The sequence below is a fragment of the Bacillus sp. FSL P2-0099 genome, from assembly GCF_038007445.1.
In the GTDB taxonomy this organism is placed as follows: Bacteria; Bacillota; Bacilli; order Bacillales; family Bacillaceae_G; genus Bacillus_A; species Bacillus_A mycoides.
On the sequence record NZ_JBBOXE010000001.1, the window covers coordinates 1,512,729 to 1,538,933 of the forward strand.

Below are 26,205 nucleotides of genomic sequence, written 5' to 3' on the forward strand. Positions count from 1 at the left end.
AACAATTATGAGTGGATTACATATATTAGCGTTTGGTGCTCATGCCGATGATGTTGAAATCGGCATGGCAGGTACCATTGCAAAGTATACGAAGCAAGGATATGAAGTAGGCATTTGCGATTTAACAGAAGCTGATTTTTCTTCAAATGGAACGGTAGAACTAAGAAAAGAAGAAGCAAAGGCTGCAGCTCGTATTATGGGAGTAAAAACGAGAATTAATTTAGCAATGCCAGACCGTGGTTTGTATATGAAAGAAGAATATATACGTGAAATTGTAAAGATTATTCGTACATATAAACCAACACTAATTTTCGCACCATATTACGAAGATCGTCATCCAGACCATGCTAATTGCGCGAAACTTGTGGAAGAAGCTATCTTTTCAGCGGGAATTCGTAAATATATGCCTGAACTTCCGCCGCACCGTGTAGAGTCTTTTTATAATTATATGATTAATGGTTTTCATAAACCGAATTTTTGTATAGATATTAGTGAATACCTTTCTAAAAAGGTGGAAGCGTTAGAAGCGTATGAAAGTCAGTTTTCAACAGGGAGTGATGGTGTTAAGACGCCATTAACCGAAGGATACGTTGAAACTGTAATCGCTCGGGAGAAGATGTTTGGGAAAGAAGTTGGAGTGCTGTATGCCGAAGGATTTATGAGTAAGAAACCGGTTTTATTACATGCTGATTTAATAGGGGGATGTAAATGAAATTGAAAATAGGTATTACATGTTATCCTTCTGTAGGTGGTTCTGGGGTTGTTGGGACAGAGTTAGGAAAGCAATTGGCGGAACGCGGGCATGAAATTCATTTTATTACATCGGGTGTACCATTTCGGTTGAATAAAGTGTACCCGAACATTTATTTTCACGAAGTAACAGTAAATCAATATTCTGTTTTTCAATATCCACCTTACGATTTAGCATTAGCGAGTAAAATGGCAGAGGTTGCTCAAAGAGAAAACCTTGATATTTTACATGTGCATTATGCAATCCCGCATGCTATTTGTGCATATTTAGCAAAACAAATGATTGGGGAGCGTATTAAAATTGTTACGACCTTACATGGAACGGATATTACTGTGTTAGGTTCCGACCCTTCGTTAAATAATTTAATTCGCTTTGGTATTGAACAATCTGATGTTGTTACAGCTGTGTCACATTCGTTAATTGAAGAAACAAATGAACTTGTAAAACCAGATAAAGAAATTGAGACGGTATATAATTTTGTAGATGAACGTGTTTATTTCAAACGTGATATGTCTCAATTAAAAAAAGAATATGGTATACGAGAAAATGAAAAAGTGTTGATTCATATTTCAAATTTCCGAAAGGTTAAGCGTGTACAGGATGTTGTGCAGGCATTTGCTAAAATTGTAAAGGAAGTAGATGCGAAATTGCTTCTTGTTGGTGATGGACCAGAGTTCTGTACTATTTTACAATTGGTGAAAAGTTTACATATTGAGGAACGTGTCTTATTCCTAGGAAAGCAAGATAATGTTGCAGAGCTTCTTGCGATGAGTGATTTAATGCTACTTTTATCAGAAAAGGAAAGTTTTGGTCTTGTTATATTAGAAGCGATGGCGTGTGGTGTGCCTAGTATCGGAACGAGGGTTGGGGGCATTCCAGAGGTCATTCAACATGGTGAAACAGGATATATATGTGAAGTTGGAGATACAGACGGAATAGCTAAGCAAGCAATTCAGCTACTAGAAAATGAAGAACTTCACCGTAATATGGGAGAGCGAGCGATGAAATCTGTAAATGAGCAGTTTCGTTCGGAAAAAATCGTTTCACAGTATGAGGCGATTTATTATGACATACTAAGGGATGACAAGAATGGAAAGATTTAAAAAAGCTAGTTCAATTATTGAGATGTTAAAAGAGCACGGACATGAGGCTTACTTCGTTGGTGGAAGTGTACGCGATCTTATTATCGATAGACCGATTGGAGATATCGATATCGCAACATCTGCTTTACCAGAAGAAGTAATGGCTATTTTCCCAAGACATGTTCCGGTTGGTCTTGAGCATGGAACTGTAATTGTTGTAGAAAATGGTGAACCGTATGAGGTAACTACTTTTCGAACAGAAAGCGAATATGAAGATTTTCGAAGACCTAGTAGTGTTCAATTTGTCCGTTCATTAGAAGAGGATTTAAAACGACGTGATTTCACGATGAATGCAATTGCAATGACAGAGGAAGGCGAAATGGTTGATTTATTTGCTGGGAAAGAAGCGATTCGTCTGAAGGAAATTACAACGGTTGGAGATGCTGCAGACCGTTTTCAAGAAGATGCACTGCGAATGATGCGTGGTATTCGGTTCGTAAGTACGTTAGGTTTCTCTTTGGAAATAAAGACGAAACAAGCAATTGAAACGTATGGGCATTTGCTCGAACATATAGCGATTGAAAGAATTACAGTTGAATTTGAAAAATTGTTGACCGGTACATATTGTGTGAATGGTCTTCAAGAGTTAGTAGAAACTAAGCTATTTTCTCATCTGCCATATTTGCAAATGTCAGAAGAAAGACTCTTGAAAGCTACGCAGTATAAATGGGATTCTTTCGAAACAGACGTTGAGGCGTGGGCATTTTTCCTATATTGTATCGGAGAAGAGCATCCATCTGTCTTTCTGCGTCAATGGAAGTTCTCGAATAAAAAGATTAAAGATATCGTAGCGGTTTTATTAGCAATTCGTTCTAGAAAGGAGAAGGAGTGGGATACAATCCTTCTTTATAAAACTGGGATTCGCATCGCTGAGATGGCGGAAAGAGTATATGAAGCGATAATAGAAAGTTATAATAGTGCGTCTGTTAAGCAAGTACAATCATTATTTCATGCATTGCCGATAGAAAATCGTCAAGAAATGAATGTGACTGGTAATGATTTATTAAGCTGGACAGATAAAAAGCCAGGTCCGTGGGTTGCCGAAATGCTTCAAAATATTGAAGAAGCAATCGTACAAGGAGATTTAGTTAATAAGAAAGAGGATATAAGGGAGTGGCTACAAAGATGCAATCTACTATAAGAAAGCAGTTATTACAAGTTTTTTCTGAAGCAGATGGTGCATTTGTATCTGGTCAAATACTTAGTGACAAACTTGGTTGTTCGAGAACCGCTGTATGGAAGCATATGGAGGACCTTCGTAATGAAGGGTATGAACTAGAAGCTGTACGCCGCTTAGGGTACCGAATTGCTAGTAAACCAGATAAAGTAACTGCGAATGAGATTCAATTAGGATTACAAACAGAGCGTATCGGTAGAACGGTTTATTTTGAAGAATCGGTTGAGTCTACTCAGCATATTGCAGCGAGACTTGCTTATGAAGGCGCAGAAGAGGGAACAATTGTCGTTGCTGAAGAACAAACAGCAGGTAGAGGACGTTTAAGTAGAAAATGGTATTCCCCAAAAGGAACAGGAATTTGGATGAGTATTATTTTGCGTCCCTCGATTCCAGTTCATCATGCACCACAGCTTACTTTATTAGCAGCTGTTAGCGTAGCGCAAGCAATTGAAAAATGTACCGGTGTAAACGTAGGGATTAAGTGGCCGAATGATATTTTAATTCAAGGTAAAAAAGCTGTCGGTATATTAACGGAGATGCAAGCTGATCCAGATAAAATTAATGCTGTTATTATGGGAATTGGCATTAATGCAAATCAGAAACAAGAACATTTTGATGAGGCAATTCAGCAAATTGCAACTTCATTAGCAATTGAATCGGGTAAGCCAATTGTTCGTGCGGAACTTATGCAACAAATTTTCTTGCAACTAGAGAAATTGTATGAAGAGTATTTAAAAAATGGCTTCTCTGTTATTAAAATTCTTTGGGAAAGTTACGCAGTAAGTATCGGAAAAGAAATTACAGCTCGAACGATGAAGGAAACTATTAATGGGCTAGCAAAAGGAATTACGGAGGATGGTGTATTGTTACTTGAGGATCATCAAGGACAAGTGCACCACATTCATTCTGCTGATATAGAAATTAAGTAAAAGAAGTTCCTATTTTGGAGCTTCTTTTTGTCATTTAGATACTAATAGATACTAATAAATTTCACATACCGTAATAGGGATAAAAAATTATTTTTTCGAAAAAATGTAGCAATTCCTTTTCAGAGTTTGCTATAATTAGTTCGAATATGGGCAGTATCAAAGCGAACTGCACCATTATTTTACGCAGTATGAAAAAATAATAATTTGGATTCTGCCTTGATCCAATAACGGACTGGGACAGAGGGATGAATAATGCCGACTAACACACAACCCTTCTGCCCTTTTATGGCCAGAGGGGTTTTTTATATGATTTCGGCCATCTCCTCTCTCCTGCATAAAGGAGGAGTAGTTTTTGAAAACAAAAACAGATTTTTTGAAAATGAAAGAGCAAGGTGAGCCGATTACAATGCTAACGGCGTATGACTATCCATCTGCTAAATTAGCAGAAGAAGCTAAAGTCGATATGATTTTAGTGGGTGATTCTCTAGGAATGGTTGTACTTGGGTATGATTCAACAGTTCCAGTAACAGTAGAGGATATGATTCATCATACGAAAGCTGTACGCCGCGGAGCGAAAGAGACGTTTATTGTAACTGATATGCCATTTATGTCTTATCATGTCTCATTGCAAGATACGATGGTTAATGCACGTCGCATTGTTCAAGAGAGCGGGGCACATGCATTAAAGGTAGAAGGTGCTGGAGAAGTTATATCAACTATTCATTACTTAACGAATGCGGGAGTTCCCGTTGTGGCGCATTTAGGTTTAACTCCTCAATCTGTAGGAGTGCTAGGTGGGTATAAAGTACAAGGGAAAGATGCTGAAAGTGCAAAAAAATTAATAGAAGATGCAAAGAAATGTGAGGAAGCTGGTGCAATAGCACTTGTGTTAGAGTGTGTGCCAATGCAATTAGCAGAACTTATTTCAGAGCAGTTAACAATTCCTACAATCGGAATTGGAGCAGGAAAAAAAGTAGATGGGCAAGTTCTTGTATACCATGATCTTATCTCGTACGGCGTAAATCGTGTTCCGAAATTTGTGAAGCAATATACGTCTGTTCAAGAGGAGATTGTGCGAGGGATTTCGCAATACGTTACTGAAGTAAAGACAGGGCAATTTCCTGAAGAAAAACATTCATTCACAATGAAAGAGGAAGAATGCTTAGCGTTATACGGAGGAAAACAATAATGAAAATCATAACTACAGTGCAAGAGATGCAGCAAATTACAAACGAACTTCGTACAAGTGGAAAAAGTATCGGTTTTGTTCCAACGATGGGGTATTTACACGAAGGGCATGCTACTTTACTACGTAAGGCAAGGGAAGAAAATGAAATTGTAGTTTTAAGTGTATTTGTAAATCCACTACAATTTGGGCCAAATGAAGATTTAGATCGATACCCACGTGATATTGATAGAGATGAAAATGTAGCAAAAGAAAATGGTGTTGATTATTTATTTTATCCGAGTGTAGAAGAGATGTATCCAGCAGAACAAACGACAACAGTAGAAGTTGTGAAGCGTACCGACGTATTATGTGGCAAACAAAGACCTGGTCATTTCGCTGGTGTTGCGACTGTACTAATGAAACTATTTAATATTACATTACCAACGCGTGCTTATTTCGGTATGAAAGATGCACAGCAAGTAGCTGTAATTGAAGGATTCGTAACGGATTTTAATATTCCAGTTACGATCGTACCAGTTGATATTGTAAGAGAAGAAGATGGATTAGCGAAAAGTTCTCGTAATGTGTATTTATTACAAGAAGAACGTGAAGAGGCTCCTCATTTATACCGCAGTCTATGTATAGCGAAAGAACGAATTGAGGCAGGCGAACGTAATCCAGAAATCATTATGAATCTTGTGAAAGAGCATATTGAGAAGTATACGAAAGGCACTGTAGATTATGCTGATTTATATGCATATCCTTCATTAAAAGTAATGGGTGAAATTGAAGGAAGAATCATTTTAGCGATTGCAGTTAAGTTTGAAAATGTACGATTAATTGACAATATAACATTAATGGGGAAATAAGGGGGAGCATCTATGTTTCGCACAATGATGAGAGCGAAGTTACATCGCGCAACTGTAACAGAAGCAAATTTAAATTATGTAGGTAGTATTACAATTGATGAAAATTTAATGGATGCGGTAAATATTGTAGAAAATGAAAAAGTACAAATTGTAAATAACAACAACGGAGCTCGCTTAGAGACATATGTTATTAAAGGAGAGCGCGGTAGCGGTATTGTTTGTTTAAATGGTGCAGCTGCAAGGCTTGTACAACCAGGTGATAAAGTTATTATTATTTGCTATGGTTTAGTGGCAGAAGAAAATATTCATAAACAAGAGCCGAAAATTGCAGTATTAGATGATGATAATCAAATTATTGAAATGCTAGGTGCTGAAAAAGCTGGCACGATATTATAAGTAGGAAGGCTATCTCTAATTAAGGAGGTAGCTTTTTTGTGCATCTTTTCATTAAGATGAGGTAAAACGTGGTATAGTAACATTATATAATTTTTGTGTTTGATAGGTAAGAAATTGAGGTGTTACATATATGAGTAAGCGTTATGTCGTTGTTGATTTAGAGACGACAGGGAACTCCTGGAAGGATGGGAAGGATAAAATCACCCAAATTGCAGCTGTTGTAGTGGAAGATGGAGAGATATTAGAGATTTTTTCATCTTTTATTAATCCGAAGAGAGAGATTCCCCTATTTATTACAGAATTAACTGGGATTGATGAAGATCTTGTAAAACAAGCCCCGTTATTTCGAGATGTAGCCCCGATGATTGTTGAGCTATTACAAGGTGCGGCTTTTGTTGCACATAACGTTCACTTTGATTGGAATTTTTTAAATGAAGAATTAAGGCAAGCTGGATATACAGAAGTACATTGTCCTAAAATTGATACAGTTGAATTGGCGCAAATTCTTTTGCCGACAGCTGATAGTTATAAATTACGTGATTTAGCTAAGCAGCATGAGCTAGAGCACGATCAACCACATCGTGCGGATAGTGATGCTCTTGCAACAGCGGAGTTGTTTTTACAATTTTTAAGTGAAATTGAAAAGTTACCACTTGTCACATTACAATCGCTTTATGAATTAAGTGATGTTTTCCAAAGTGATATAGCTGATGTACTTTCTGAAAATATTTTAAAGAAAATGATGCATGGTAAAGAAGAGGCAGAGGAGTGTGAGGTGTATCGAAATATTGCGCTTCGAAAGCGGAATTATTCTTTAAGCCTCAGTGAAACATATTCATCTAAATTTGATGCTTTCTTACATAAGACAATCGATAAACTTGAATTGAATATGCCAAAGTTTGAAAAAAGAGAAAGCCAACAAATTATGATGAAGGAAATATATACAGCGCTAAGAGATTCTAGGTTTTCACTGATTGAAGCAGGAACAGGTACGGGGAAGACGCTTGCATATTTACTTCCAAGTATTTATTTCGCAAAGAAAAAAGAAGAGCCTGTCATTATAAGTACACAAACTGTACAATTGCAACAACAAATACTAGAAAAAGAAATTCCTTTATTAAAGAAAATAATGCCATTTTCATTTGAAGTAGCTCTTCTGAAAGGAAGAAAGCATTACCTTTGTCTACACAAATTTGAATATGCTTTGCAAGAGGAAGAGAAAAATTATGATATGGCGCTCACAAAGGCAAAAATTTTAGTGTGGTTATTGCAAACGGAAACTGGCGATCGTGATGAATTGAATATTCCTGAGGGCGGCAAGTTACTTTGGAACCGTATTTGTAGTGATGTACATAGTCCAGGCGGGATGCAAAGCAACTGGTATAGTCGTTGTTTTTATCAAAGAGCAAAGAATAAAGCACTATTTGCAGATATCGTTATTACAAATCATGCGTTATTATTTCAAGATTTTTCAAGTGAAGAACCACTATTTGCTTCATGTGAACATATTATTTTTGATGAAGCTCATCATATCGAGGAAGCGGCGAGTAGAACATTAGGTGAACAGTTCTCATGCATGTATTTTCAATTAGCTTTATCTCGTCTTGGTACGCTAGAAACAGATGATGTACTTTCTAAAGTATATAAAATGATGAAAAAATCAGAGCAAGCATCGCGTTCAACTTTCCGTATGGTGAGTCATAGTTTGAAGGAATTGAAATTTGATGCGGATGAACTATTTCAAATGTTACGGACTTTCGTATTTAAACAAACAAAGCAGGAACAAGGGATGAGCAATATGCCACTCATTTATCGATATAACACGGAAGTAGAGAAAGGTAAGTTATGGGATAGCATTACCGAGTTAACAAATCGATTTGTGTATGATGTAAGAAAGTTATTGACTACACTTGAGAAGCAAGCTGAAATATTGCAAAGTAAATTAGAATGGGAGATGCATGTCGTTACAGGTGAATTTATGCATTTAATTGAGTTGTTGAGAAAGATGGCACAATCTTTACAATTACTCATTTTAGAAAAAAATTCATACGTGACATGGATGGAGACTGAAACGAAGGGAACGATTCATTCAACAGTTCTATATGCGCAGCCTGTTCATATTGGTGAAAGATTTGCTGATGAATTTTTAACCCAGAAAAAGAGTGTTATTTTCACATCAGCAACGTTAACAGTTAATGATTCATTCGACTATATAAAAGAGGAGCTAGGTTTACATGATTTCGCTCCCAATACATTAAAGGTTCCATCACCATTCCGTTTTGAAGAGCAAATGAAATTAATGGTTTCAACGGATGTACCTTTTATTAAGAAAGCAAGTAATGAAGAATATATTGAGTCTATATCGGCACATATTGCGAAAATAGCGAAATCTACAAAAGGTAGAATGCTCGTTTTATTCACTTCGTATGAAATGTTGAAAGAAGCGTATATGAATTTGAAAAATGATGAGACATTAGAAGGATATTTATTATTAACGCAAAGTGTGAATAATAAGAGCCGAAGTCGTCTAATCCGCAAATTCCAGGAGTTCGACAAATCGATTTTGTTAGGAACAAGTAGTTTTTGGGAAGGGATAGATATACCTGGAGATGCCCTAAGCTGTCTTGTCATTGTCCGTCTGCCTTTTACCCCTCCTCATCAGCCGATGATGGAAGCAAAAGGAGAGTGGTTAAAAAATCAAGGAGAAGACGTATTCGATAAGTTGGCGCTCCCGCAAGCAATCTTGCGTTTCAAACAAGGGTTTGGTCGCCTGATTAGAACAAATACAGATACGGGAACTGTATTTGTATTAGATCGTCGTTTGACAAGTTCTTCCTATGGAAAACGATTTTTACAATCAATCCCAACTGTACCGCTCTATGAAGGACCGTTAGAAGAATTGTTAGTACAGTTAGAAGAATCGTCAAATGAATAAAATTGGAAGAAAAATACGCCTGAAGTACATTTAAACTTCAGGCGTAAAAAATGTGGGTAGGAGGAATTTTATTTTTCTTACTTCTTGTATACAAAATATATTGCTTTTCGATTTGAAACCTTTTTTTGCTGTACATGTCCTGCTATAATAGATGGGTGATGAAGCAGGGGTTGTAAAGAATGTACTCTTATTGTAACCGCATTGCGTTCTTCTATAATTAGAAATTTTTGTGTAACGGAGGAGTTTTTTCATGGATAAGAAAATCGAAGTCCTATCAACGACGCGTATTAAATATTCGTCTGACTTGTATAAAATTGTTGATGGTTTGAATCGTACGTTAAAAGAGCAGGACCTCATGTTCGGATTAGCATTAGACGAAAAAGATAAAGAAATAGCTGTATTTACGATTTACAGAACGTAGTGATACAATGAAAAAGTGGATCTTTACAATCATTATCGTTATCGTTGCTAGCGGAATATATGGGGCATATGTTTATAATAAAGCGATGGAAAAGAAAATTCCAAAAGAGTCAAAGTCTGTAGAAATTGCGAAAGAAAAGGCAAAGCTTACAAAGGTAAATACCGTTGATTATTATAACGGAAAATCTTCATATACAGTCGTACAAGGTACAGATGAAAAAGGAGAACAACTTATCGTTTGGGTGCCTGATAAAAAAGGAAATGTCCTTGTGAAGAAAAAGAGCGAAGGTATTTCTAAAAAAGAAGCTTTGCAAAAATTGGCTGAACAAGCTACAGGAGAAGGTGCTGAGCCGAAGCCGAAACCAAAAGAAATTATAAAAGTAAAATTAGGTGCTCAAAACGATATTCCATTGTGGGAAATTACATATATTGATCAAGAAGATCGTTATACGTATTACTATTTAGAGTTTCAAAATGGGGTTTATGCTGGACACTACAGCATTGAAAAATAGATGTAGGGGGAACTACAAATGAAATTAGCAAAGCGAGTAGCTGCTTTAACACCATCTGCAACTTTAGAAATTACAGCAAAGGCACAAGCATTAAAAGCAGAAGGTCATGATGTAATTGGATTAGGAGCAGGAGAGCCTGACTTTAATACGCCAGAACATATTATGGATGCTGCGCATAAAGCGATGTTAGAAGGACATACGAAATATACACCAACAGGTGGATTACAAGCGTTAAAACAAGAAATTGTGAAGAAGTTTACTCGTGATCAAGGAATTGCGTATGATCCATCTGAAATTATTGTATGTAATGGTGCCAAGCATGCATTATATACATTATTCCAAGTGTTACTTGATGAAGGAGATGAAGTTATCATCCCAACTCCTTATTGGGTAAGTTATCCTGAGCAAGTAAAGCTTGCTGGTGGTAAGCCAGTTTATGTAGAAGGTCTAGAAGGCAATGAGTACAAAATTACAGCAAAGCAGCTGCGTGAGGCAATTACAGAGAAAACGAAAGCTGTTATTATTAATTCACCGAGCAATCCAACAGGGATGATTTACAGCAAAGAAGAATTACAACAGCTTGGAGAAGTATGTTTAGAGCATGATATCTTAATCGTTTCAGATGAGATTTATGAAAAATTAATTTATGGTGACGCGGAATATACTTCAATTGCCCAGCTTTCTAATGTATTAAAAGAACAAACACTTATTATTAATGGTGTATCTAAATCACATTCTATGACAGGTTGGCGTATTGGATATGCAGCAGGAAATAAGCAGCTTATTAAAGCGATGACGAACTTAGCGAGTCATAGTACGTCAAACCCTACTTCAATTGCTCAATACGGTGCAATTGCTGCGTATGCAGGCTCACAAGAACCTGTAGAAACAATGCGTCAAGCGTTTGAAGAAAGATTGAACATTATTTATGATAAATTAATTCAAATTCCTGGTTTCACTTGCATTAAGCCACAAGGTGCTTTTTACTTATTCCCAAATGTAAAAGAAGCCGTAGCGTTAGCTGGGTATGATACAGTTGATGAGTGGGCAAAAGCATTATTAGAAGAAGAAAAGGTGGCTCTTGTTCCAGGTACAGGATTTGGTGCACCAAATAACGTTCGATTATCGTATGCGACATCTCTTGAGCAAGTTGAGAAAGCATTAGAACGAATTCATACGTTCATGAAAAGTAAAGTACAGGCTTAATCGTCTGTTTCTTGTAGTAAATGGCAAAAAACCTCCCTATATATAGGGAGGTTTTTTTGACGAATTGTGGCAAAAAGAAATGGCTAAAGGTGTGTTATACTAGAGAACGAGGTGTTTGGTGATGAAAAAGAAAATGATGTTACAATGGTTTGAACAGGGAAGCATAGCGATTCCTAAATTGCTTATGATGCATTATAAAAAGCTAGGTTTAAATGAGACGGAATTTATGGTAGTACTTCATGTACACACATTTTTAGAATCAGGTAATTCGTTCCCGACTCCTTCAGAGATTTCAGAACGGATGACGATAACAGAAATGAAATGCATGGAAGTGATTCAGACTTTAATCCAAAAAGGTTTTTTAGCACTAGAAGGTGGACGAAGATCTGAAGCGATGATGTGTGAAAGTTATTCTTTACAACCACTGTGGGAAAAAATATTGCACTTTTTAATGAATGAATCTATAGAGGAAGAGCAAAAAGAACAAAAGCAAATTCAAGTAAATTTATATACAGTATTTGAAAAAGAATTCGGAAGACCACTTTCGCCATTTGAATGTGAAACATTAGGGATGTGGGAAGATCAAGATCAACACCATCCGAATTTAATTCAAGCGGCTCTTCGTGAAGCTGTTATGAGTGGTAAACTTAATTTCCGGTATATTGATCGTATTTTGTTTGAGTGGAAAAAGAACGGAATTAAAACGGTAGATCAAGCGCAAAATCAAGGCCAGAAATTTAGAGCGAATCAACAACGCGCACAACAAACGACAAAACAAGAGACGAAATTTACTGGGAAAGTGCCTTTTTATAATTGGTTGGAGCAGTAGTGTAGGAGGAAAGATATGTTGAACAAAACGCAAATTCGTTATTGTTTAGATACAATGGCGGATATGTATCCAGAAGCGCATTGTGAATTAATTCATGATAATCCATTTGAACTTGTAATCGCAGTGGCATTATCTGCACAATGCACAGATGTACTTGTGAATAAAGTGACGAAAAACTTATTTCAAAAATATAAAACACCAGAAGATTATTTAAGTGTGTCTTTAGAAGAATTACAACAAGATATACGTTCCATTGGATTGTTTAGAAATAAGGCGAAAAATATTCAAAAATTGTGCCGGATGTTACTAGATGATTATAACGGGAAAGTTCCAGAAGACCGTGATGAGCTGACGAAATTACCAGGAGTAGGGAGAAAGACAGCGAATGTAGTTGTTTCGGTAGCGTTTGGGATTCCAGCGATTGCTGTTGATACGCATGTAGAGAGAGTGAGTAAACGGTTAGCAATTTGTAGATGGAAAGATTCTGTGTTAGAAGTGGAAAAGACATTGATGAAGAAAATTCCAATGGATGAGTGGGGAGTTACACACCACCGTATGATTTTCTTCGGACGTTATTACTGTAAGGCGCAGCGACCACAATGTGAAGAGTGTCGATTACTAGAAATATGTCGCGAAGGAAAGAAACGAATAAAGGGGAAATAAAGGATGGAGCGAGTTATAGAAATACCGAAAGAGTTTCGGTGCGTACCATTTTTTAAAGAGAGTGCAAATTCGATTACGTATCACACAGACCAATCTTTTGAAGAGATAATACAAAATACTTACTTTATATTTGACATTGAAAGAAAATATGAGCCATGGAATGAAATTGAAACAAGTATTCCAGCGGTGTTAAATATATGGAAAAGCAAGCATGAAGAAATTGCTATACTATTTCGGAACAGAAAAAAACAAGAAGCTGAGGGTCCGATGATTCTTTTTGCAGCGCACTTTCTATCGGTTATATATTGGTTAAATGAGCAGCCTGTTCATAGTTTGAATGAGATGCAAGTAAATACGAATAAATTGGAAGTACAACCTGTTAATTTTATGGAGCGATATTCATTTATTATAAAGAAACCGAGTAATTACCATTCGTATATTCAATTAGTCCAGTTGTATATCGAAATAGAAAAGCTATATGTAAAGAAAATGATAACAAAAAAGAAGTCGGTTTCTCATTAAGAGAAACCGACTTCTTTTTTTGGTTTATTAAGACTCTGTTGTAACAACATTTCCGTCCGCGTGAGGTGTATCTTCCCCGGTATTTTGTTGCTGTTGCTGCTCTTCAGCTTTTTTTCTAGCTTCTTCGTCAGCTTTTCTCTTAGCTTCTTCGTCGGCTTTTCTCTTAGCTTCTTCGTCGGCTTTTCTCTTAGCTTCTTCGTCAGCTTTCTTCTTAGCCTCTTCGTCAGCGGCTTTCTTTTGAGCTTCTTCTTGCTGTTTACGTTGTTGTTCTTGTTGCTGCTGTTGTTCTTGTTGTTTACGTTGTTGTTCTTGTTGCTGTTGCTGTTCTTGCTGTTTACGCTGATCTTCATCAGCTTTTTTCTTAGCTTCTTCTTGTTTTAGTTTATCTTCATTGGTCTTTTTCAGGGCTTCTTCGTCAGCTTTTTTCTTAGCTTCTTCGTCAGCTTTTTTCGCATCTGGAGTTCCGCCAGGCGCAGTGAAGGATGCACCAACTGCAGGGCTTGTTCCAGTACCCTTTTTCGCTACTACAGAGAAACTGTAAGTAACACCTGGTTTAATACCACCAAGAGTAGCTGTCGTACCGCTTACTGATAAGCTACCACTAGAACCGTCAGTAGCTTTATAGCTTGCTGCGTATGCATCAACATTTGATGATGGTCCAGACCAGTTCAGTGTCACTGTGCTAGCGCCATCGAAAGCGACATTAAGACCACTAGGAGGATCTACTTTAATTTGTTTAATTGCATCTTTCTTCGCACCTTTTACGTATAACTCTCCGTTTATTTCTTGTACAGAAGAAGGGCGTTCGAAACGAGATTTATCTGTAGCGAATTTGCTCATCATTACTTGGAACATTTGTTGTGCAATTTTAGTATAACGATCGCTAATGTAATTTTCTGGACTATCTTTTTCATAACCAGTCCATACAGCCATTGTATATTGTGGTGTATATCCAGCGAACCAGCTGTCTCTGTTTGCGTCATCTGGGATACCATATTTTTTTATAACTGATTTATCAAAGTTTTGTGTTCCGGTTTTACCTGCTACGTCTAAACCTGAAACATATGCTGTTGGACCTGTACCGCCAGAACCAGGTTTTACTACGTCACGAAGAACGTCAGTGACCATGTAAGCTGTATAGTCATGCATTGCGCGTTGTTCTTTCGATTTAAAGCTTTTCTTTTTCCCATCTGGGAAAATAACTTCTTTAACGAAATGAGGTTTATTGTATACACCGTCATTTCCAAATGCTGCATAAGCTCCAGCGACATCTAACGGAGAGCCTTCATTACTACCGATTGCAGTAGATTCATATGCTTTCCCATCTTTAAACGTCATTCCTAAACCTTCAGCAAACTCTTGTGACTTAGGAATACCGACTGCTTGAGCTGTTTTTAAAGCCGGGATGTTTAATGACTTCTTCAATGCTTCACGAAGTGAAACGTCACCTTTAAAATTACCTGTAGCATTTTTAATCTTTGTGCCATTAGAGTAAGTGTAATCAGAGTCATTTAATTGATGATAAGTAGACCATTGAAGATTCTCAATTGCTGGACCATAGTCGAAAATTGGTTTCATTGTTGAACCAACTTGGCGTTTTAAATCAACTGCCATATTATGACCTTTGAAAGTAGACTTACTTTCTTTACGCCCAGCACCAATTGCTCGAACTTCTCCAGACTGTGTATCCATAAATACAAATGATCCTTGGAACTGATCGTTTGGATACTTAATGAGATTGCCATCCATAATTTTCTCAGCGTAATCTTGAGCATCTTGATCAAGTGTTGTATGAATCGTTAAACCATCTGAACCGATATTTACATCAGGGTATTCTTTTTCAACTTCCTTTACAACAGCATCTATAAATGCTTGATACTTCATTTCAGTCACTTCTGAAGATGGAAGAAGTCCTTGTATTACAGGGATTTGCATCGCATCATTCATTTCTTGTTTCGTTATATACCCGTGTCGGTTCATTAATGTTAATACGATATTACGACGTTTCGTTGCTCTATCAACGTTATCTGGTTTTGTTGGATCATAAATGTTAGGACCTTGGGGTAAACCAGCGAGCATTGCAGCTTCGTGTAGTTGTATGTCTTTTAAATCTTTGCCGTAATATTTTTTGGCAGCTGTGGAAATACCATAAGAGCGATTACCTAAGTTAATCTTATTTAAGTACATTTCTAAAATTTCATGTTTTGAGTACTGTTGCTCTAACTTATAAGATAAGTACCATTCCTGCACTTTTCTTTTTGCAGTTTTGTCCATCGTTAGAAAATAGTTTTTAACTACTTGCTGTGTAATCGTACTACCACCTTGTGATCCAAAACCACCAGTGACATTTTCCATGACTGCCATTCCAGTACGTCTAAAATCAATTCCATTATGATCGTAGAAACGAGCATCCTCAGTCGCAAGGAATGCACTTTCAATTACTTTTGGAATTTGATCGTATGTAACATGGGTTCGTTTTTCAGCACCGTATTCATAGAAGAAATTCCCGTTTTTATCAAGGAATTTTGTTGATAAAGGATTGACTAGCTTTGATTTGTCTAGTTTTGGAGCGTCCTTTACCATAACAAAGAAGGCCGAAACGCCAGCTACGAGACCGACGATACCAAGAAGTAGACAACCTATAAGAAATCTCTTGAAAAAGGAACCTTTTTTCTTTGGTTTTTCTTCTTTATTATTTGTTTCTTTCGTTTGATTTTTTACATGATTTCGTTCTGTACGAGAACGATAATTATCTGACATTATACTTTCTCCTACCTTTCATTCTCTCCCCCAAAAGTCGAAAAAAGAGCCTTAGTGATGACTCTATCACGAAAAATAAACCGTGTCTAGTACACGGATATAATCAATCCGAGGGTGATAACCGCATGATAATAAAGATCCATGCTCTTCGATTTCTTCTTTCGTAATCGATTTCCGTCCACCAGTATTTTGACGATTCCAAAATGTAATAATATGTTTTGCATCTAGTAAATAAAATTCATCAAAAAGTGTAAATTTAATAATAACAAATGCAATTCCATCATGGGCGATTACTTGCTTCATATGTTCAATTTGATGAAGGTGGAAGTTTTGAAGTGGAAAGCTGGTTTTATTTTTTGTTTCTTTCGCTTCAAAATCGATGTATTTCCCTTTATATACACCGTTGTAATCTGTTGTAGAAGGTTGTTTAAAATACGCTTCTTTTACCACTGCAGCACTTCGAGCGGGGTAATCTACTTTTACAATTTGAAGAGGTGTAGGTTTTTTATGTACACATGCAATATTATGGGTTAAGTAATATTGATTGGTGTCATTCAATTCCTCTTCAAGGGACATACCTCTATTACTGTAAGTATGTTTTTTTATTGGTGTTTTATGAGGTTGTGAAGCTTGATCGTACCTTTTTCCATTTGGGTAACGAATGGTCATATTTTGTCCACTCCCAACTTGATAAGATTTACTTACAAAGGTGATTATATCAAAAAATGAAAAAAGATGTGACCTTTTTCAAGAAAGGTATGGTGACTTACTCATGTTTCGATGGAATGATTACGAAAAAATTAAACAGACCCGTAATGATATTTTTTGTACAGAAGAGGAAAAAGCTATAGTTCTTACTATTAAGGAGAGCACGGATGTAGCTAACGTAGATAATATTTCACGTACACAATCTTACCAAGAATATTATTTGAGAAATAGAGAAATTAGATGGTCTTTTTTAGCAAGCATGGTTTCAAGGAATGGGGGATGGAACATGACAGATTTAGAAGGAGAATATTATTCTAATCTTTTATCTCAAACAGTTAAGAGACGATTATTTCATTTGTATGAGAAAGCCAATTGGCTCATTTTTTTAGATGCATTTCCTCAACTATTACTGTATGAGGAAAGTAAAAAGAGATGTGCGCCGCTCTTTCATTTGTTACAATTTTTCAACATATCAATTTTTATGGAAAAAGAATGGGTCGCGTTTTGGGAGAAAAAAGATATAAATAGGCTTATGACGGCACTTATTATTAATGAACAAAATAAAATTCAAAAACCAGTAATTGAGAATGCATACTTTCAAAAACATGTATTTGATACTGCACTATTCAAATTTCAAGAAATATTTCACGTTAGTGCAGTTATTTTTCCAATGGTGGAAGGGGGAATGTATGGATTTTCAGTTTATCAATTTGAAACGTTGCAAAAACGTATAGAACTGGGGAAACAATTAGCTTGGTTATTATTTCATTCAAAGTATAAGGCTTCTTTTTATAAATTTGCAGTGCAAACTAGGCATACAGGATCAAGGATGGATTATGAATGTAATATAAGGGGAATTAGAAAATCATGTACGCCGGCTCTTCGGGATGTGTATTCTATTGTCACTCATGAAAAATTAATTGAAAAAGATTGGTTTAGTGAAGGGTTGGAAATAGATTCATTATTTTTACTTGAAAAACCTAAGGGGGAAATTAATATAACAGAATGGTATAGAAAGAAGAGGGAGCAAATACATACTCTTTCTATATTAAGTAGTTTTGTTAAAAGAATAGATGAGTTCATGATATAATAAAGAAGTCCCGCCTTCTTAAATGAAGGTGGGACTTCTTTATTAAAAGTAATATGCTCTACAACAAGTTATTTTCTAATCGGCTATTTGCCGGCAGTACGACTTTAACTTCAACACTTATCGAAAGCGAAGAGGTAAGGTAGACTAGAAAATAGTTGTTTGTAAAAGCCACTTTGGTTAAAGTGTCATTTTATCCCGCTATTTGCGGACAGTAAAACTCCCACCTCAAAACTTGGCTGGAGCAAAGAAGGTAGGTGGAAGCCCTGCTGTCCGTAAACACCCGATTGGTGCGGGCTAATAATCAGTGGGGGATGAACAAAACCCCACTGATTAAAGTTTCACTTTATGTAGCGGGGAAATTTGGACCATCAAGCTTTGGATTACCAGTCTCAGGTTTGTTTTGTTGTTTGTTTTGCTTTTTCTTTTTTTCGTTTTTATTTTTTGCCATCGTAATACACCTCCTTTTTGTATTGTTACCATTTCTAATAATGGCATACTAAATGATTTCTTTGACGAATATCAACTAGTTTTGTCATGTGAGAAGGAGTAATTAATCAATCGGCGAAATTACATGACAAAGGAAAGGCAAAGAAGGGGGCGTTTTAAATATGGCGATGGTTCAGAAGGAAGATGTTATGAAAAAAATGGATCAAATGTTAAGTTCTCTCGATTTGCTGGAAATGAAGATTGGGATTAGAATGAATCATGCATTGAAGGATAAAGGTGAAAAAATACGCAATAAGATAGAAATAACAGAAATGCATATAGAACATATGGAAAATAAATTAGTGCATCACGAAGAAAAAGGGAGCTGGGTAAAGACATTTCAAAACGTCGTAGTGAGTGCATAATAAGGTGGGAACAAAATGGGACATGAAGCATTAATCCAGTCTTCGGAGAAGTTAATGCAGTATAATGATGAAGCGAATGTGAAAAAAAGAGAGATGGCTGAATACGATTTTTATAAGGATATGAAGCCATTTGTTGATATTGTAGATGCGGAGTTAGAGATGTGGAAAGAATTAGCTTATAGGTGGATAAAGGAAGAACGACCTAAGTATATACATGTACAACAAATTGATCAAGTGTATGATAATTTACAAACTAATGTGCTACAATGTTTTGTTAATAAGGGAAAAGGCAAACGTTTCTTTGAAACTCATCAAGCTATTTCGTATACTTTGCAAAATATCGTAGATCAATGTAAATAACAAGAGGGAAAACCCTCTTGTTTTTTTATGCCTCTGTCACTGTTGTAGGTTTTGTTGCACCGTTTATTTCTAACTCTCGTATTAATGTTCGGTAATCTGATATGCATACTTTTCCTTCAAGATAACAATGTCTTGCAAAGTCTAACAGTTCATTCGAATTTTCTGTGTAATACCCCTTTTTTTGAGAAAACGCTTGTTTTAAATCCCCTAATACCATTTTGATTCCTCCCCCATGAGAATCTTCTTCCTTATTATCATAGCATGGAAGGGTTTACTTTCTAATTTTTTTAAAAATTTAAACTTCCGACAAAAACAGACAGGTACTCCGTCACACATTTTATTTTATAGGTACATATTCTATATGTAGAAACTTATGCCAAGGAGGAGAGAATGCATGTTTCAACAACCTAATGTATATCAGCAAGCAAATCCATATGCACAGCAAAATATGTACCAATATAATGAGGATACATATTTACGATATAATATGTATCCTTTCGAGCCTCATTATGGAAACCAAAATTATTATCAACCATTTGAAGTGTCGTTTGGGAATCAACCGCAGCAAGCGCATATGAATCAGCCGCAACAAGCATATACGAATCAACCACAGCAAGCGCATATGAATCAACCGCAACAACCGCACATGAATCAGTCGCAACAAGCGTATATGAATCAACCGCAACAAGCGCATATGAATCAGCCGCAACAACCGCACATGGATCAGTCGCAACAACCGCATATGAATCAGCCGCAGCAAATGTATACGAATCAACCACAGCAAGCGTATATGAATTCACAAAACTACATGTCGCCAGCCCAATATGTAAATCAACAAGCTATGTTTTATCCACCAAAACAACCATATCCAACGATGAATAAACAAAAGCAACAACAACAGCAACCAAGTCAGTTTTCTAGTTTTGTTTCACAATTTAAATCATCAGATGGTAACTACGATGTAAATAAAATGATGAACACGGCTGGACAAATGATGAACGCGATGAATCAAGTAACAGGGATTGTTAAGCAAGTTGGGGGCTTTTTTGGTAAATAATAGTAGGGGGTTGTCTATAATAGGTATTACGTATGAAATTGGATACTAGACAAATTTCCATGAAATAAATGGGTATATATAACAAGCGGCTTTAGCCCCTCGCTCATATTGTAAAGTGTAGTCAGATTTTTTTAATGAGAGAGGAGAGAAAAAACTATGCATCATTGTCATCCTTGCTTTGGAGGGCATAAGCCTGTAGGACCTATTTGTACGACAGCTCCTGTCATTCATCCGGCAAAACAATGCGTAACACATTCTTTTTCAACAACGGTGGTACCACACATTTTTCCAACTCATACAACGCATGTTCATCATCAACAAATTAAAAATCAAAGCTTCTTCCCACAAACAAACTCGAACGTAAACGTTGTAGATCCTGGTGATCCAGGATTCGGCGGAGGATGTGGACCATGCGGTCATGGCCATCATCACCATGGGCATCAAATATCACCATATGGACCAGGACCGAATGTATCACCATTTGGACCAGGACCGAACGTATCACCATATGGACCAGGACCGAATGTATCACCATTTGGACCAAATATCGGACCAAACGTTGGTGGAATGTTTAAAAAGTAAATGATATGTTAGAACTAGCGAAATGCTAGTTCTTTTTTTGTAATTGGAGTGTTGATATGAAGGTTGTTGCTGTAACAGGATATAAGCCGTTTGAACTTGGAATATTTAAAAATGATCATCCAGGAGTAGAGTGTATAAAAAAGGCGCTGCGTCGTAAATTAACTGTTTTTGTAGAAGAAGGTTTGGAGTGGGTTATTATAAGTGGTCAGTTAGGAGTAGAGCTATGGGCTGCTGAAGTTGTTTTTGAAATTCAAGTAGAATATCCAAATTTAAAATTAGCTGTATTTACTCCTTTTTTAGAACAAGAGGAAAATTGGAAGGAAGATAACCGTGAATATTACGAATTTATTCTTTCACAAGCAGATCATATTGATAGTATTACGAAACGGAAGTACGAAAGCCCAGAGCAATTTAAATTAAAGAATCAATTTTTTATTGAAAAAAGCGATGCACTTTTAGCTGTATATGATGAAGAAAAGTCTGGGAGCCCTAAATATATTGTAGAAGCAGCTAAGAAAAAAGGAGAAATAGAAAATTATCACAGTTATTTCATTCTTTTTTCTGATTTACAAGATATAATGGAAGAGGAACAGTGGAATAATGCAGAGTAATATGTAATATAGTACTCGTATATTTGATTGACAAAAGGCGTTGTTTCTGAAAAAATTTAGTTAATGAAAGCTTTGGCAAAAATTTGAGGTGAAGAAAATGATTTCGGATAAAATTAAATTAACAGCGAAAGATATTTTAGAAAAAGAATTTAAAACAGGTATGAGAGGTTATCAACAAGAAGAAGTAGATAAGTTTCTTGATATGATTATTAAAGATTATGAAGCTTTTCATAAGGAATTTGATCAATTAAAACAACAAAATGCTCGTTTGAAACGTGAATTAGAAGAACAAAAAGTAGCGGCAACACAAGTTCCGCAACAACCGGTACAAACACCAGTTGCACAACCAGTGTATAACAATACGAATACGGATATTTTAAAACGTCTATCTAATTTAGAAAAAGCTGTATTTGGAAGTAAGTTATACGAATAAATTAAGGTAACAAAAAGGTTAAAGCATTTTACATAGAAAAAAACATTGCAAAATCTTTTTGTTTCCACTATACTAATGTTTGTCATAACGTTTGGGTAATCGCTGCAACGCCAACGTTGTAGAGGAAAGTCCATGCTCGCACGGCCTGAGATGGCTGTAGTGTTCGTGCCTAGCCAAGTCATAAGCTAGGGTATTCTGGCTGCAAGGCTGGTTTAACGGCAGGGAAAAAACCTAAGTCCTTTCGGATATGGTTTGACTACCTTTAAAGTGCCACAGTGACGAAGTCCTTGAAGAAATGATAGGAGTGGAACGAGGTAAACCCCACGAGCGAGAAACCCAAATAATGGTAGGGGAATCTTTTCCAAGGAAATGAACGACGGAAAAGGACAGGTTTTCGTAACCTGTAGATAGATGATTACCACCGGAGTACGAGGCGTGGGCCGTTTGCAGTACAAAGGAACAGAACATGGCTTACAGAACGTTATGAACCAACTATGAAATAACTCAGCTCTCCTTTGTTAGAGGAGGGCTTTTTATTTGTATGAAGTTATAAGTTGTGAGTTAAAATGGTAAGTGAGAATATTCTTCGTAATATGTGATAATTAATAGGACAACATGTTATTAATTATTGTTTGATTATACATAAGAGGTGAATGCAAATGGGAAAAGTTACTTTAATTGCAACAGCGGCAATGGGTATTGAAGCGTTAGTTGCCCGAGAAGTTCGCGATCTTGGTTATGAATGTGAAGTGGAAAACGGAAAGGTAACGTTTGAAGCGGATGAAAAAGCGATTTGTCGTACGAATTTATGGTTACGTACTGCAGACCGTGTGAAAATTAAAGTCGGCGAATTTAAAGCAACAACATTCGATGAGTTATTTGAAAAAACAAAAGCGTTAAACTGGGGAGATTATATTCCAGAGAATGGAGAATTTCCTGTTATTGGGAAATCTTTGAAATCAACATTATTTAGCGTTTCAGACTGCCAACGTATCGTTAAAAAGGCTGTTGTTGAGAAATTAAAAACAACGTATAGACGCACAACTTGGTTTGAAGAAGATGGACCGTTATTCCGTATTGAAATTGCAATGCTCAAGGATATTGCGACGTTAACAATCGATGCAAGTGGTGTAGGTCTTCATAAACGTGGATACCGTCTTGAGCAAGGTGAAGCGCCTTTAAAAGAAACATTAGCTGCGTCTTTAATTAAGTTAACAAACTGGAAGGCGGATCGTCCTTTCGTTGATCCTTTCTGTGGATCTGGTACAATTCCAATTGAAGCTGCATTAATTGGACAAAATATCGCACCAGGATTTAACCGAGGCTTTGCATCGGATGAATGGGGCTGGGTTGGTAAACAAAATTGGCGCGAAGCTCGTCAAGAAGCTGAAGATTTAGCTAATTATAATCAACCATTGCAAATCATTGGATCAGATATCGATCACCGTATGATAAGAGTTGCCCAAGATAACGCAGAAGAAGTTGGATTAGGGGATCTTATATCATTTAAACAAATGCAAGTAAAAGATTTCACGACAAAAGAGGAATATGGCTATGTTGTAACGAATCCTCCATACGGAGAACGTTTAAGTGAAAGAGCGCTTGTTGAAAAATTATATAAAGAAATGGGAGAGGTATTCCGCCCATTAGATACGTGGTCAATGTATTTATTAACAAGTTATGAAGCATTTGAGAAATGTTATGGGAAAGATGCATCGAAAAAGCGTAAACTGTTTAACGGATTTATCCGTACAGATTACTATCAATACTTTGGAAAGCGTCCACCGCGTAATTCATAGTATAAAACTCCTCCAGCACGCATATACTGGCTATTATGTAATGCGTAAAGGAGGAAGTGATATGGATAGTTTCCAATTATCGATGATTCAAAAAGCTATTCACCGTACGTATGATGAGCTCGGAAAAGAAGTGGATAGTCAAGGTGCAATTGTAGATGGAATACAAAAAGCGCAGGAAGAATATTTGTCAGCTCTTTCACATGAAACAGCGATTGATAAACGTTATTTAAGGTCATTAATATAGAAAAAAATTTTCCTTTTTCGAAAGGAAAATTTTTTTTCGTGTATTTCTATGTATTGTAACAGGGGAAAGTGGCTGCGCACATGTGAGTAGCAGTTGCTATATCTTTTTATAGAAAAACTGTTTGGTTGGAGGCTAAGGATGTTTACTGAGAATAGGTTACCATTTGAAGTAGGAAAACAAGATAATTTTTATGATAAGTTGAATGAGTGGATTGGAGATGTGTTTTACGACATTCTTCCGGAAAAAGGCTTTGAAGAGCGTGATGAACAGATTTTTATGGCGTTTCAGTTAGAGCGCGCTTTCCAAGAGAAGAAAGTTATGTTTGCAGAAGCAGGTGTAGGAACAGGGAAAACAATTGTATATCTTTTATATGCAATTTGTTATGCACGTTATACAGGGAAGCCGGCTATTATCGCTTGTGCAGATGAAACGTTAATTGAGCAGCTTGTGAAAGAAGAAGGAGACATTGCTAAGTTATCTGAAGCATTAGGGCTATCTGTTGATGTTAGACTTGCGAAGTCAATGGATAATTATTTATGTTTACGTAAACTTGAAGATGTTATGAGTGGACGAGCTCCAGAAGTAATTGAAGATGTATATTACGAATTACCTCAGTTCGTATTCGATCATGGTACGATGCAGAACTTTACTCACTATGGTGATCGAAAAGAATTTCCACTGTTAAATGACGAGGAATGGTCAAAGGTAAACTGGGATTACTTCCAAGATTGCTTCACTTGTGATTCTCGTCATCGTTGTGGTCAAACTCTTTCGCGCGAGCATTATCGTAAAGCGGCAGATTTAATCATTTGTTCTCAAGATTTCTATATGGATCATATTTGGACGTACGAAGCTCGCAAACGTGAAGGACAAATTCCGTTATTACCAGAAAGTAGCTGCGTTGTATTCGATGAAGGGCATCTTGTAGAATATGCAGCTCAAAAAGCTTTAACGTACCGTTTAAAACAAACGATGATGGAGCAACTTTTAACGAGATTATTACAAAATGATATTCGTGAAGAGTTCGCACATTTAGTAGAAGAAACAATTTGGCAAACTGAACAATTCTTTGGGGTACTACAAGAGAATAAAAAGGAAATTGAAGGTTCTGATCGTTTAGAAATTACTGTGACAGAAAAGGTAACTGCAGAAGCGAAAAGACTTTATGCGAAAATCGGTGAAGTCGGTGATGCATTAGTATTTGAAAGTGAAATGCATACAGTAAACACATACGATTTAAATATTGTTGATGAGCATTTAGATGTGTTAGAGCATTCACTTCGTCTTTTCATGCACGAGAAAAATGTAATTACGTGGGGTGAAGAAGGCGATGGTGCTTTCACGTTAGTTATTATGCCGCGTGCAGTTGAAGAAGTGTTACAAGAAAAAGTATTCTCGAAGAAGATTCCATATATTTTCTCTTCTGCGACATTATCTGACAATGATTCGTTCGCATTTACTGCAAATAGTCTAGGGGTAAAAGATTACTTATCATTCTCAGTTGCTTCGCCGTTTGATTATGAAGAGCAAATGACAGTAAACTTACTTCCGTATACGAAAGAAAATGAATGGGAAAGAAAGTGTCAATATACACTTGAAAATATACAAAAAACAAATGGACGTACACTCGTATTATTCCGTACAACGCAAGAACTTGCAGCGTTTAAAGAATATGTAAGTAAAGAGCAAATGTCAGTTCCGTTCCTATATGAAGGAGATCAAGAAATTAGTCAGCTCGTTTCTCGTTTCCAAAATGAAGAAGAGACTGTACTTTGTGCCGTTCATTTATGGGAAGGTTTAGACATTCCAGGTTCATCATTATCACATGTTATTATTTGGTCATTACCATTCCCTCCAAACGATCCTGTGTTTGAGGCGAAGCGTAAACATGTGAATGATCCATTCTGGGACGTAGATGTGCCTTATATGATTTTACGTCTTCGCCAAGGAATTGGACGTTTAATTCGTACAAGTGAAGATAAAGGTGCTATATCATTATTCTTATCAGATAATGAAGATGAAAAAGTGATAGAAGCAGTGAAGAAAGTACTTCCGGTAGAAGGAAAAGTACTTTAAGCGAAAAAATGTTGTAGGGAAAAGTTTGGCATTTGCCAAGCTTTTTTTCTATTAGAAAAGGAATTTATGTTTCAGTGTCGAAATAAGTTTGAGGTAGAAAAAGGAGGTTTTTTAT

28 protein-coding genes and 1 other RNA gene are annotated in these 26,205 nt (G+C 36.5%); 25 read left to right on the top strand and 4 right to left on the bottom strand.

All coding sequences use genetic code 11. The features are described from left to right. The first annotated feature begins 7 nt into the window (after positions 1-7). The 14 genes from bshB1 to MKY90_RS07885 all read left to right on the top strand — a co-directional run bounded on the left by bshB1 (position 8) and on the right by MKY90_RS07885 (position 13,519). The gene (gene bshB1, locus MKY90_RS07820; protein WP_098168527.1) at positions 8-712 is read left to right on the top strand and encodes a bacillithiol biosynthesis deacetylase BshB1; all 705 of its coding nucleotides are present in this window, start codon (positions 8-10) and stop codon (positions 710-712) included. Next, positions 709-1,854, top strand: a complete 1,146-nt coding sequence (gene bshA, locus MKY90_RS07825; protein ID WP_341090954.1) for an N-acetyl-alpha-D-glucosaminyl L-malate synthase BshA — start codon at positions 709-711, stop codon at positions 1,852-1,854. Before bshB1 ends, bshA begins: the two co-directional genes overlap by 4 nt. Beyond that, complete coding sequence (locus MKY90_RS07830; protein ID WP_341090956.1) at positions 1,841-3,034, top strand: CCA tRNA nucleotidyltransferase; 1,194 nt, start codon at positions 1,841-1,843, stop codon at positions 3,032-3,034. Before bshA ends, MKY90_RS07830 begins: the two co-directional genes overlap by 14 nt. Further along, entirely contained in the window at positions 3,019-3,999 is a 981-nt protein-coding gene (locus MKY90_RS07835; RefSeq protein WP_078204381.1) for a biotin--[acetyl-CoA-carboxylase] ligase, read from the top strand. The genes MKY90_RS07830 and MKY90_RS07835 overlap by 16 nt, the downstream gene beginning before the upstream one ends. Positions 4,000-4,351: 352 nt before the next feature. Beyond that, positions 4,352-5,188, top strand: coding sequence for a 3-methyl-2-oxobutanoate hydroxymethyltransferase (gene panB / locus MKY90_RS07840; protein WP_078204382.1), 837 nt, complete (start codon positions 4,352-4,354; stop codon positions 5,186-5,188). Next, the gene (gene panC / locus MKY90_RS07845; protein ID WP_078204383.1) at positions 5,188-6,036 is read left to right on the top strand and encodes a pantoate--beta-alanine ligase; all 849 of its coding nucleotides are present in this window, start codon (positions 5,188-5,190) and stop codon (positions 6,034-6,036) included. The genes panB and panC overlap by 1 nt, the downstream gene beginning before the upstream one ends. Positions 6,037-6,048: 12 nt before the next feature. Then, positions 6,049-6,432: an aspartate 1-decarboxylase gene (gene panD, locus MKY90_RS07850; RefSeq protein WP_078204384.1), complete on the top strand. Its 384-nt coding sequence runs from the start codon at positions 6,049-6,051 to the stop codon at positions 6,430-6,432. A 130-nt stretch (positions 6,433-6,562) separates the two neighbouring features. Beyond that, positions 6,563-9,367 (top strand): ATP-dependent DNA helicase DinG, encoded by a 2,805-nt coding sequence (gene dinG, locus MKY90_RS07855; protein ID WP_341090961.1) that lies wholly within the window; start codon positions 6,563-6,565, stop codon positions 9,365-9,367. Between the two features lie 250 nt (positions 9,368-9,617). Then, positions 9,618-9,788, top strand: a complete 171-nt coding sequence (locus MKY90_RS07860) for a YpmA family protein (RefSeq protein WP_002166065.1) — start codon at positions 9,618-9,620, stop codon at positions 9,786-9,788. A 7-nt stretch (positions 9,789-9,795) separates the two neighbouring features. Next, the gene (locus MKY90_RS07865) at positions 9,796-10,299 is read left to right on the top strand and encodes a cell wall elongation regulator TseB-like domain-containing protein (protein WP_002086588.1); all 504 of its coding nucleotides are present in this window, start codon (positions 9,796-9,798) and stop codon (positions 10,297-10,299) included. 18 nt (positions 10,300-10,317) lie between these two features. Then, positions 10,318-11,505, top strand: a complete 1,188-nt coding sequence (gene aspB, locus MKY90_RS07870) for an aspartate transaminase AspB (protein ID WP_341090963.1) — start codon at positions 10,318-10,320, stop codon at positions 11,503-11,505. 121 nt (positions 11,506-11,626) lie between these two features. Next, positions 11,627-12,334 carry a DNA replication protein DnaD gene (gene dnaD / locus MKY90_RS07875; protein WP_012260639.1) on the top strand — a complete coding sequence of 236 codons (708 nt, stop codon included), beginning with the start codon at positions 11,627-11,629 and terminating at the stop codon, positions 12,332-12,334. A 15-nt stretch (positions 12,335-12,349) separates the two neighbouring features. After that, a complete protein-coding gene (nth, locus tag MKY90_RS07880) occupies positions 12,350-12,997 on the top strand; it encodes an endonuclease III (protein WP_341090965.1) in 648 nt (215 codons plus the stop codon). Between the two features lie 3 nt (positions 12,998-13,000). Then, complete coding sequence (locus tag MKY90_RS07885) at positions 13,001-13,519, top strand: YpoC family protein (RefSeq protein ID WP_002189007.1); 519 nt, start codon at positions 13,001-13,003, stop codon at positions 13,517-13,519. Positions 13,520-13,546: 27 nt separating this feature from the next. Here the strand turns inward: MKY90_RS07885 and MKY90_RS07890 are convergent, their stop codons facing one another. Together MKY90_RS07890 and recU are read right to left on the bottom strand one after the other, a co-directional pair. Then, on the bottom strand, positions 13,547-16,279 hold the full coding sequence (locus MKY90_RS07890; protein WP_098168524.1) for a PBP1A family penicillin-binding protein: 2,733 nt from the start codon (positions 16,277-16,279) through the stop codon (positions 13,547-13,549). Between the two features lie 66 nt (positions 16,280-16,345). Beyond that, positions 16,346-16,948 (bottom strand): Holliday junction resolvase RecU, encoded by a 603-nt coding sequence (gene recU, locus MKY90_RS07895; protein WP_341090968.1) that lies wholly within the window; start codon positions 16,946-16,948, stop codon positions 16,346-16,348. Between the two features lie 103 nt (positions 16,949-17,051). Here recU and MKY90_RS07900 point away from each other — a divergent pair, with 103 nt between their 5' ends. Next, positions 17,052-18,077, top strand: a complete 1,026-nt coding sequence (locus MKY90_RS07900; protein WP_341090971.1) for a DUF2515 domain-containing protein — start codon at positions 17,052-17,054, stop codon at positions 18,075-18,077. A 343-nt stretch (positions 18,078-18,420) separates the two neighbouring features. On the opposite strand, the gene MKY90_RS07905 is transcribed toward MKY90_RS07900, so the two are convergent. Further along, positions 18,421-18,567, bottom strand: coding sequence for a phage portal protein (locus tag MKY90_RS07905; protein WP_306302660.1), 147 nt, complete (start codon positions 18,565-18,567; stop codon positions 18,421-18,423). 118 nt (positions 18,568-18,685) lie between these two features. Between MKY90_RS07905 and MKY90_RS07910 the strand changes: the two genes are divergently transcribed. Together MKY90_RS07910 and MKY90_RS07915 are read left to right on the top strand one after the other, a co-directional pair. Further along, positions 18,686-18,928: a hypothetical protein gene (locus tag MKY90_RS07910; RefSeq protein WP_002030820.1), complete on the top strand. Its 243-nt coding sequence runs from the start codon at positions 18,686-18,688 to the stop codon at positions 18,926-18,928. 15 nt (positions 18,929-18,943) lie between these two features. After that, the gene (locus MKY90_RS07915; RefSeq protein WP_002011864.1) at positions 18,944-19,288 is read left to right on the top strand and encodes a YppE family protein; all 345 of its coding nucleotides are present in this window, start codon (positions 18,944-18,946) and stop codon (positions 19,286-19,288) included. 25 nt (positions 19,289-19,313) lie between these two features. Here MKY90_RS07915 and MKY90_RS07920 read toward each other — a convergent pair whose 3' ends face one another. Further along, positions 19,314-19,505 (bottom strand): YppF family protein, encoded by a 192-nt coding sequence (locus MKY90_RS07920; protein ID WP_002030817.1) that lies wholly within the window; start codon positions 19,503-19,505, stop codon positions 19,314-19,316. Positions 19,506-19,682: 177 nt separating this feature from the next. On the opposite strand from MKY90_RS07920, the gene MKY90_RS07925 reads away from it, so the two are divergent. The 8 genes from MKY90_RS07925 (at position 19,683) to MKY90_RS07960 (ending at position 26,090) form a co-directional block, all read left to right on the top strand. Further along, positions 19,683-20,345 carry a YppG family protein gene (locus tag MKY90_RS07925; RefSeq protein ID WP_098636207.1) on the top strand — a complete coding sequence of 221 codons (663 nt, stop codon included), beginning with the start codon at positions 19,683-19,685 and terminating at the stop codon, positions 20,343-20,345. Between the two features lie 156 nt (positions 20,346-20,501). After that, the gene (locus MKY90_RS07930; protein WP_215598909.1) at positions 20,502-20,927 is read left to right on the top strand and encodes a CotD family spore coat protein; all 426 of its coding nucleotides are present in this window, start codon (positions 20,502-20,504) and stop codon (positions 20,925-20,927) included. A 56-nt stretch (positions 20,928-20,983) separates the two neighbouring features. Next, positions 20,984-21,538: a DUF1273 domain-containing protein gene (locus MKY90_RS07935; protein ID WP_002030808.1), complete on the top strand. Its 555-nt coding sequence runs from the start codon at positions 20,984-20,986 to the stop codon at positions 21,536-21,538. 97 nt (positions 21,539-21,635) lie between these two features. Then, positions 21,636-21,971 carry a cell division regulator GpsB gene (gpsB, locus tag MKY90_RS07940; RefSeq protein WP_000622426.1) on the top strand — a complete coding sequence of 112 codons (336 nt, stop codon included), beginning with the start codon at positions 21,636-21,638 and terminating at the stop codon, positions 21,969-21,971. Positions 21,972-22,058: 87 nt separating this feature from the next. Continuing rightward, positions 22,059-22,450, top strand: an RNA gene (gene rnpB / locus MKY90_RS07945) — RNase P RNA component class B. Between the two features lie 180 nt (positions 22,451-22,630). Continuing rightward, positions 22,631-23,770, top strand: coding sequence for a THUMP domain-containing class I SAM-dependent RNA methyltransferase (locus MKY90_RS07950; RefSeq protein ID WP_002011868.1), 1,140 nt, complete (start codon positions 22,631-22,633; stop codon positions 23,768-23,770). Positions 23,771-23,831: 61 nt separating this feature from the next. Next, positions 23,832-24,014, top strand: a complete 183-nt coding sequence (locus tag MKY90_RS07955; protein ID WP_002126488.1) for a DUF3921 domain-containing protein — start codon at positions 23,832-23,834, stop codon at positions 24,012-24,014. Between the two features lie 138 nt (positions 24,015-24,152). Beyond that, on the top strand, positions 24,153-26,090 hold the full coding sequence (locus tag MKY90_RS07960; protein WP_002011942.1) for an ATP-dependent DNA helicase: 1,938 nt from the start codon (positions 24,153-24,155) through the stop codon (positions 26,088-26,090). Positions 26,091-26,205 lie beyond the last annotated feature (115 nt).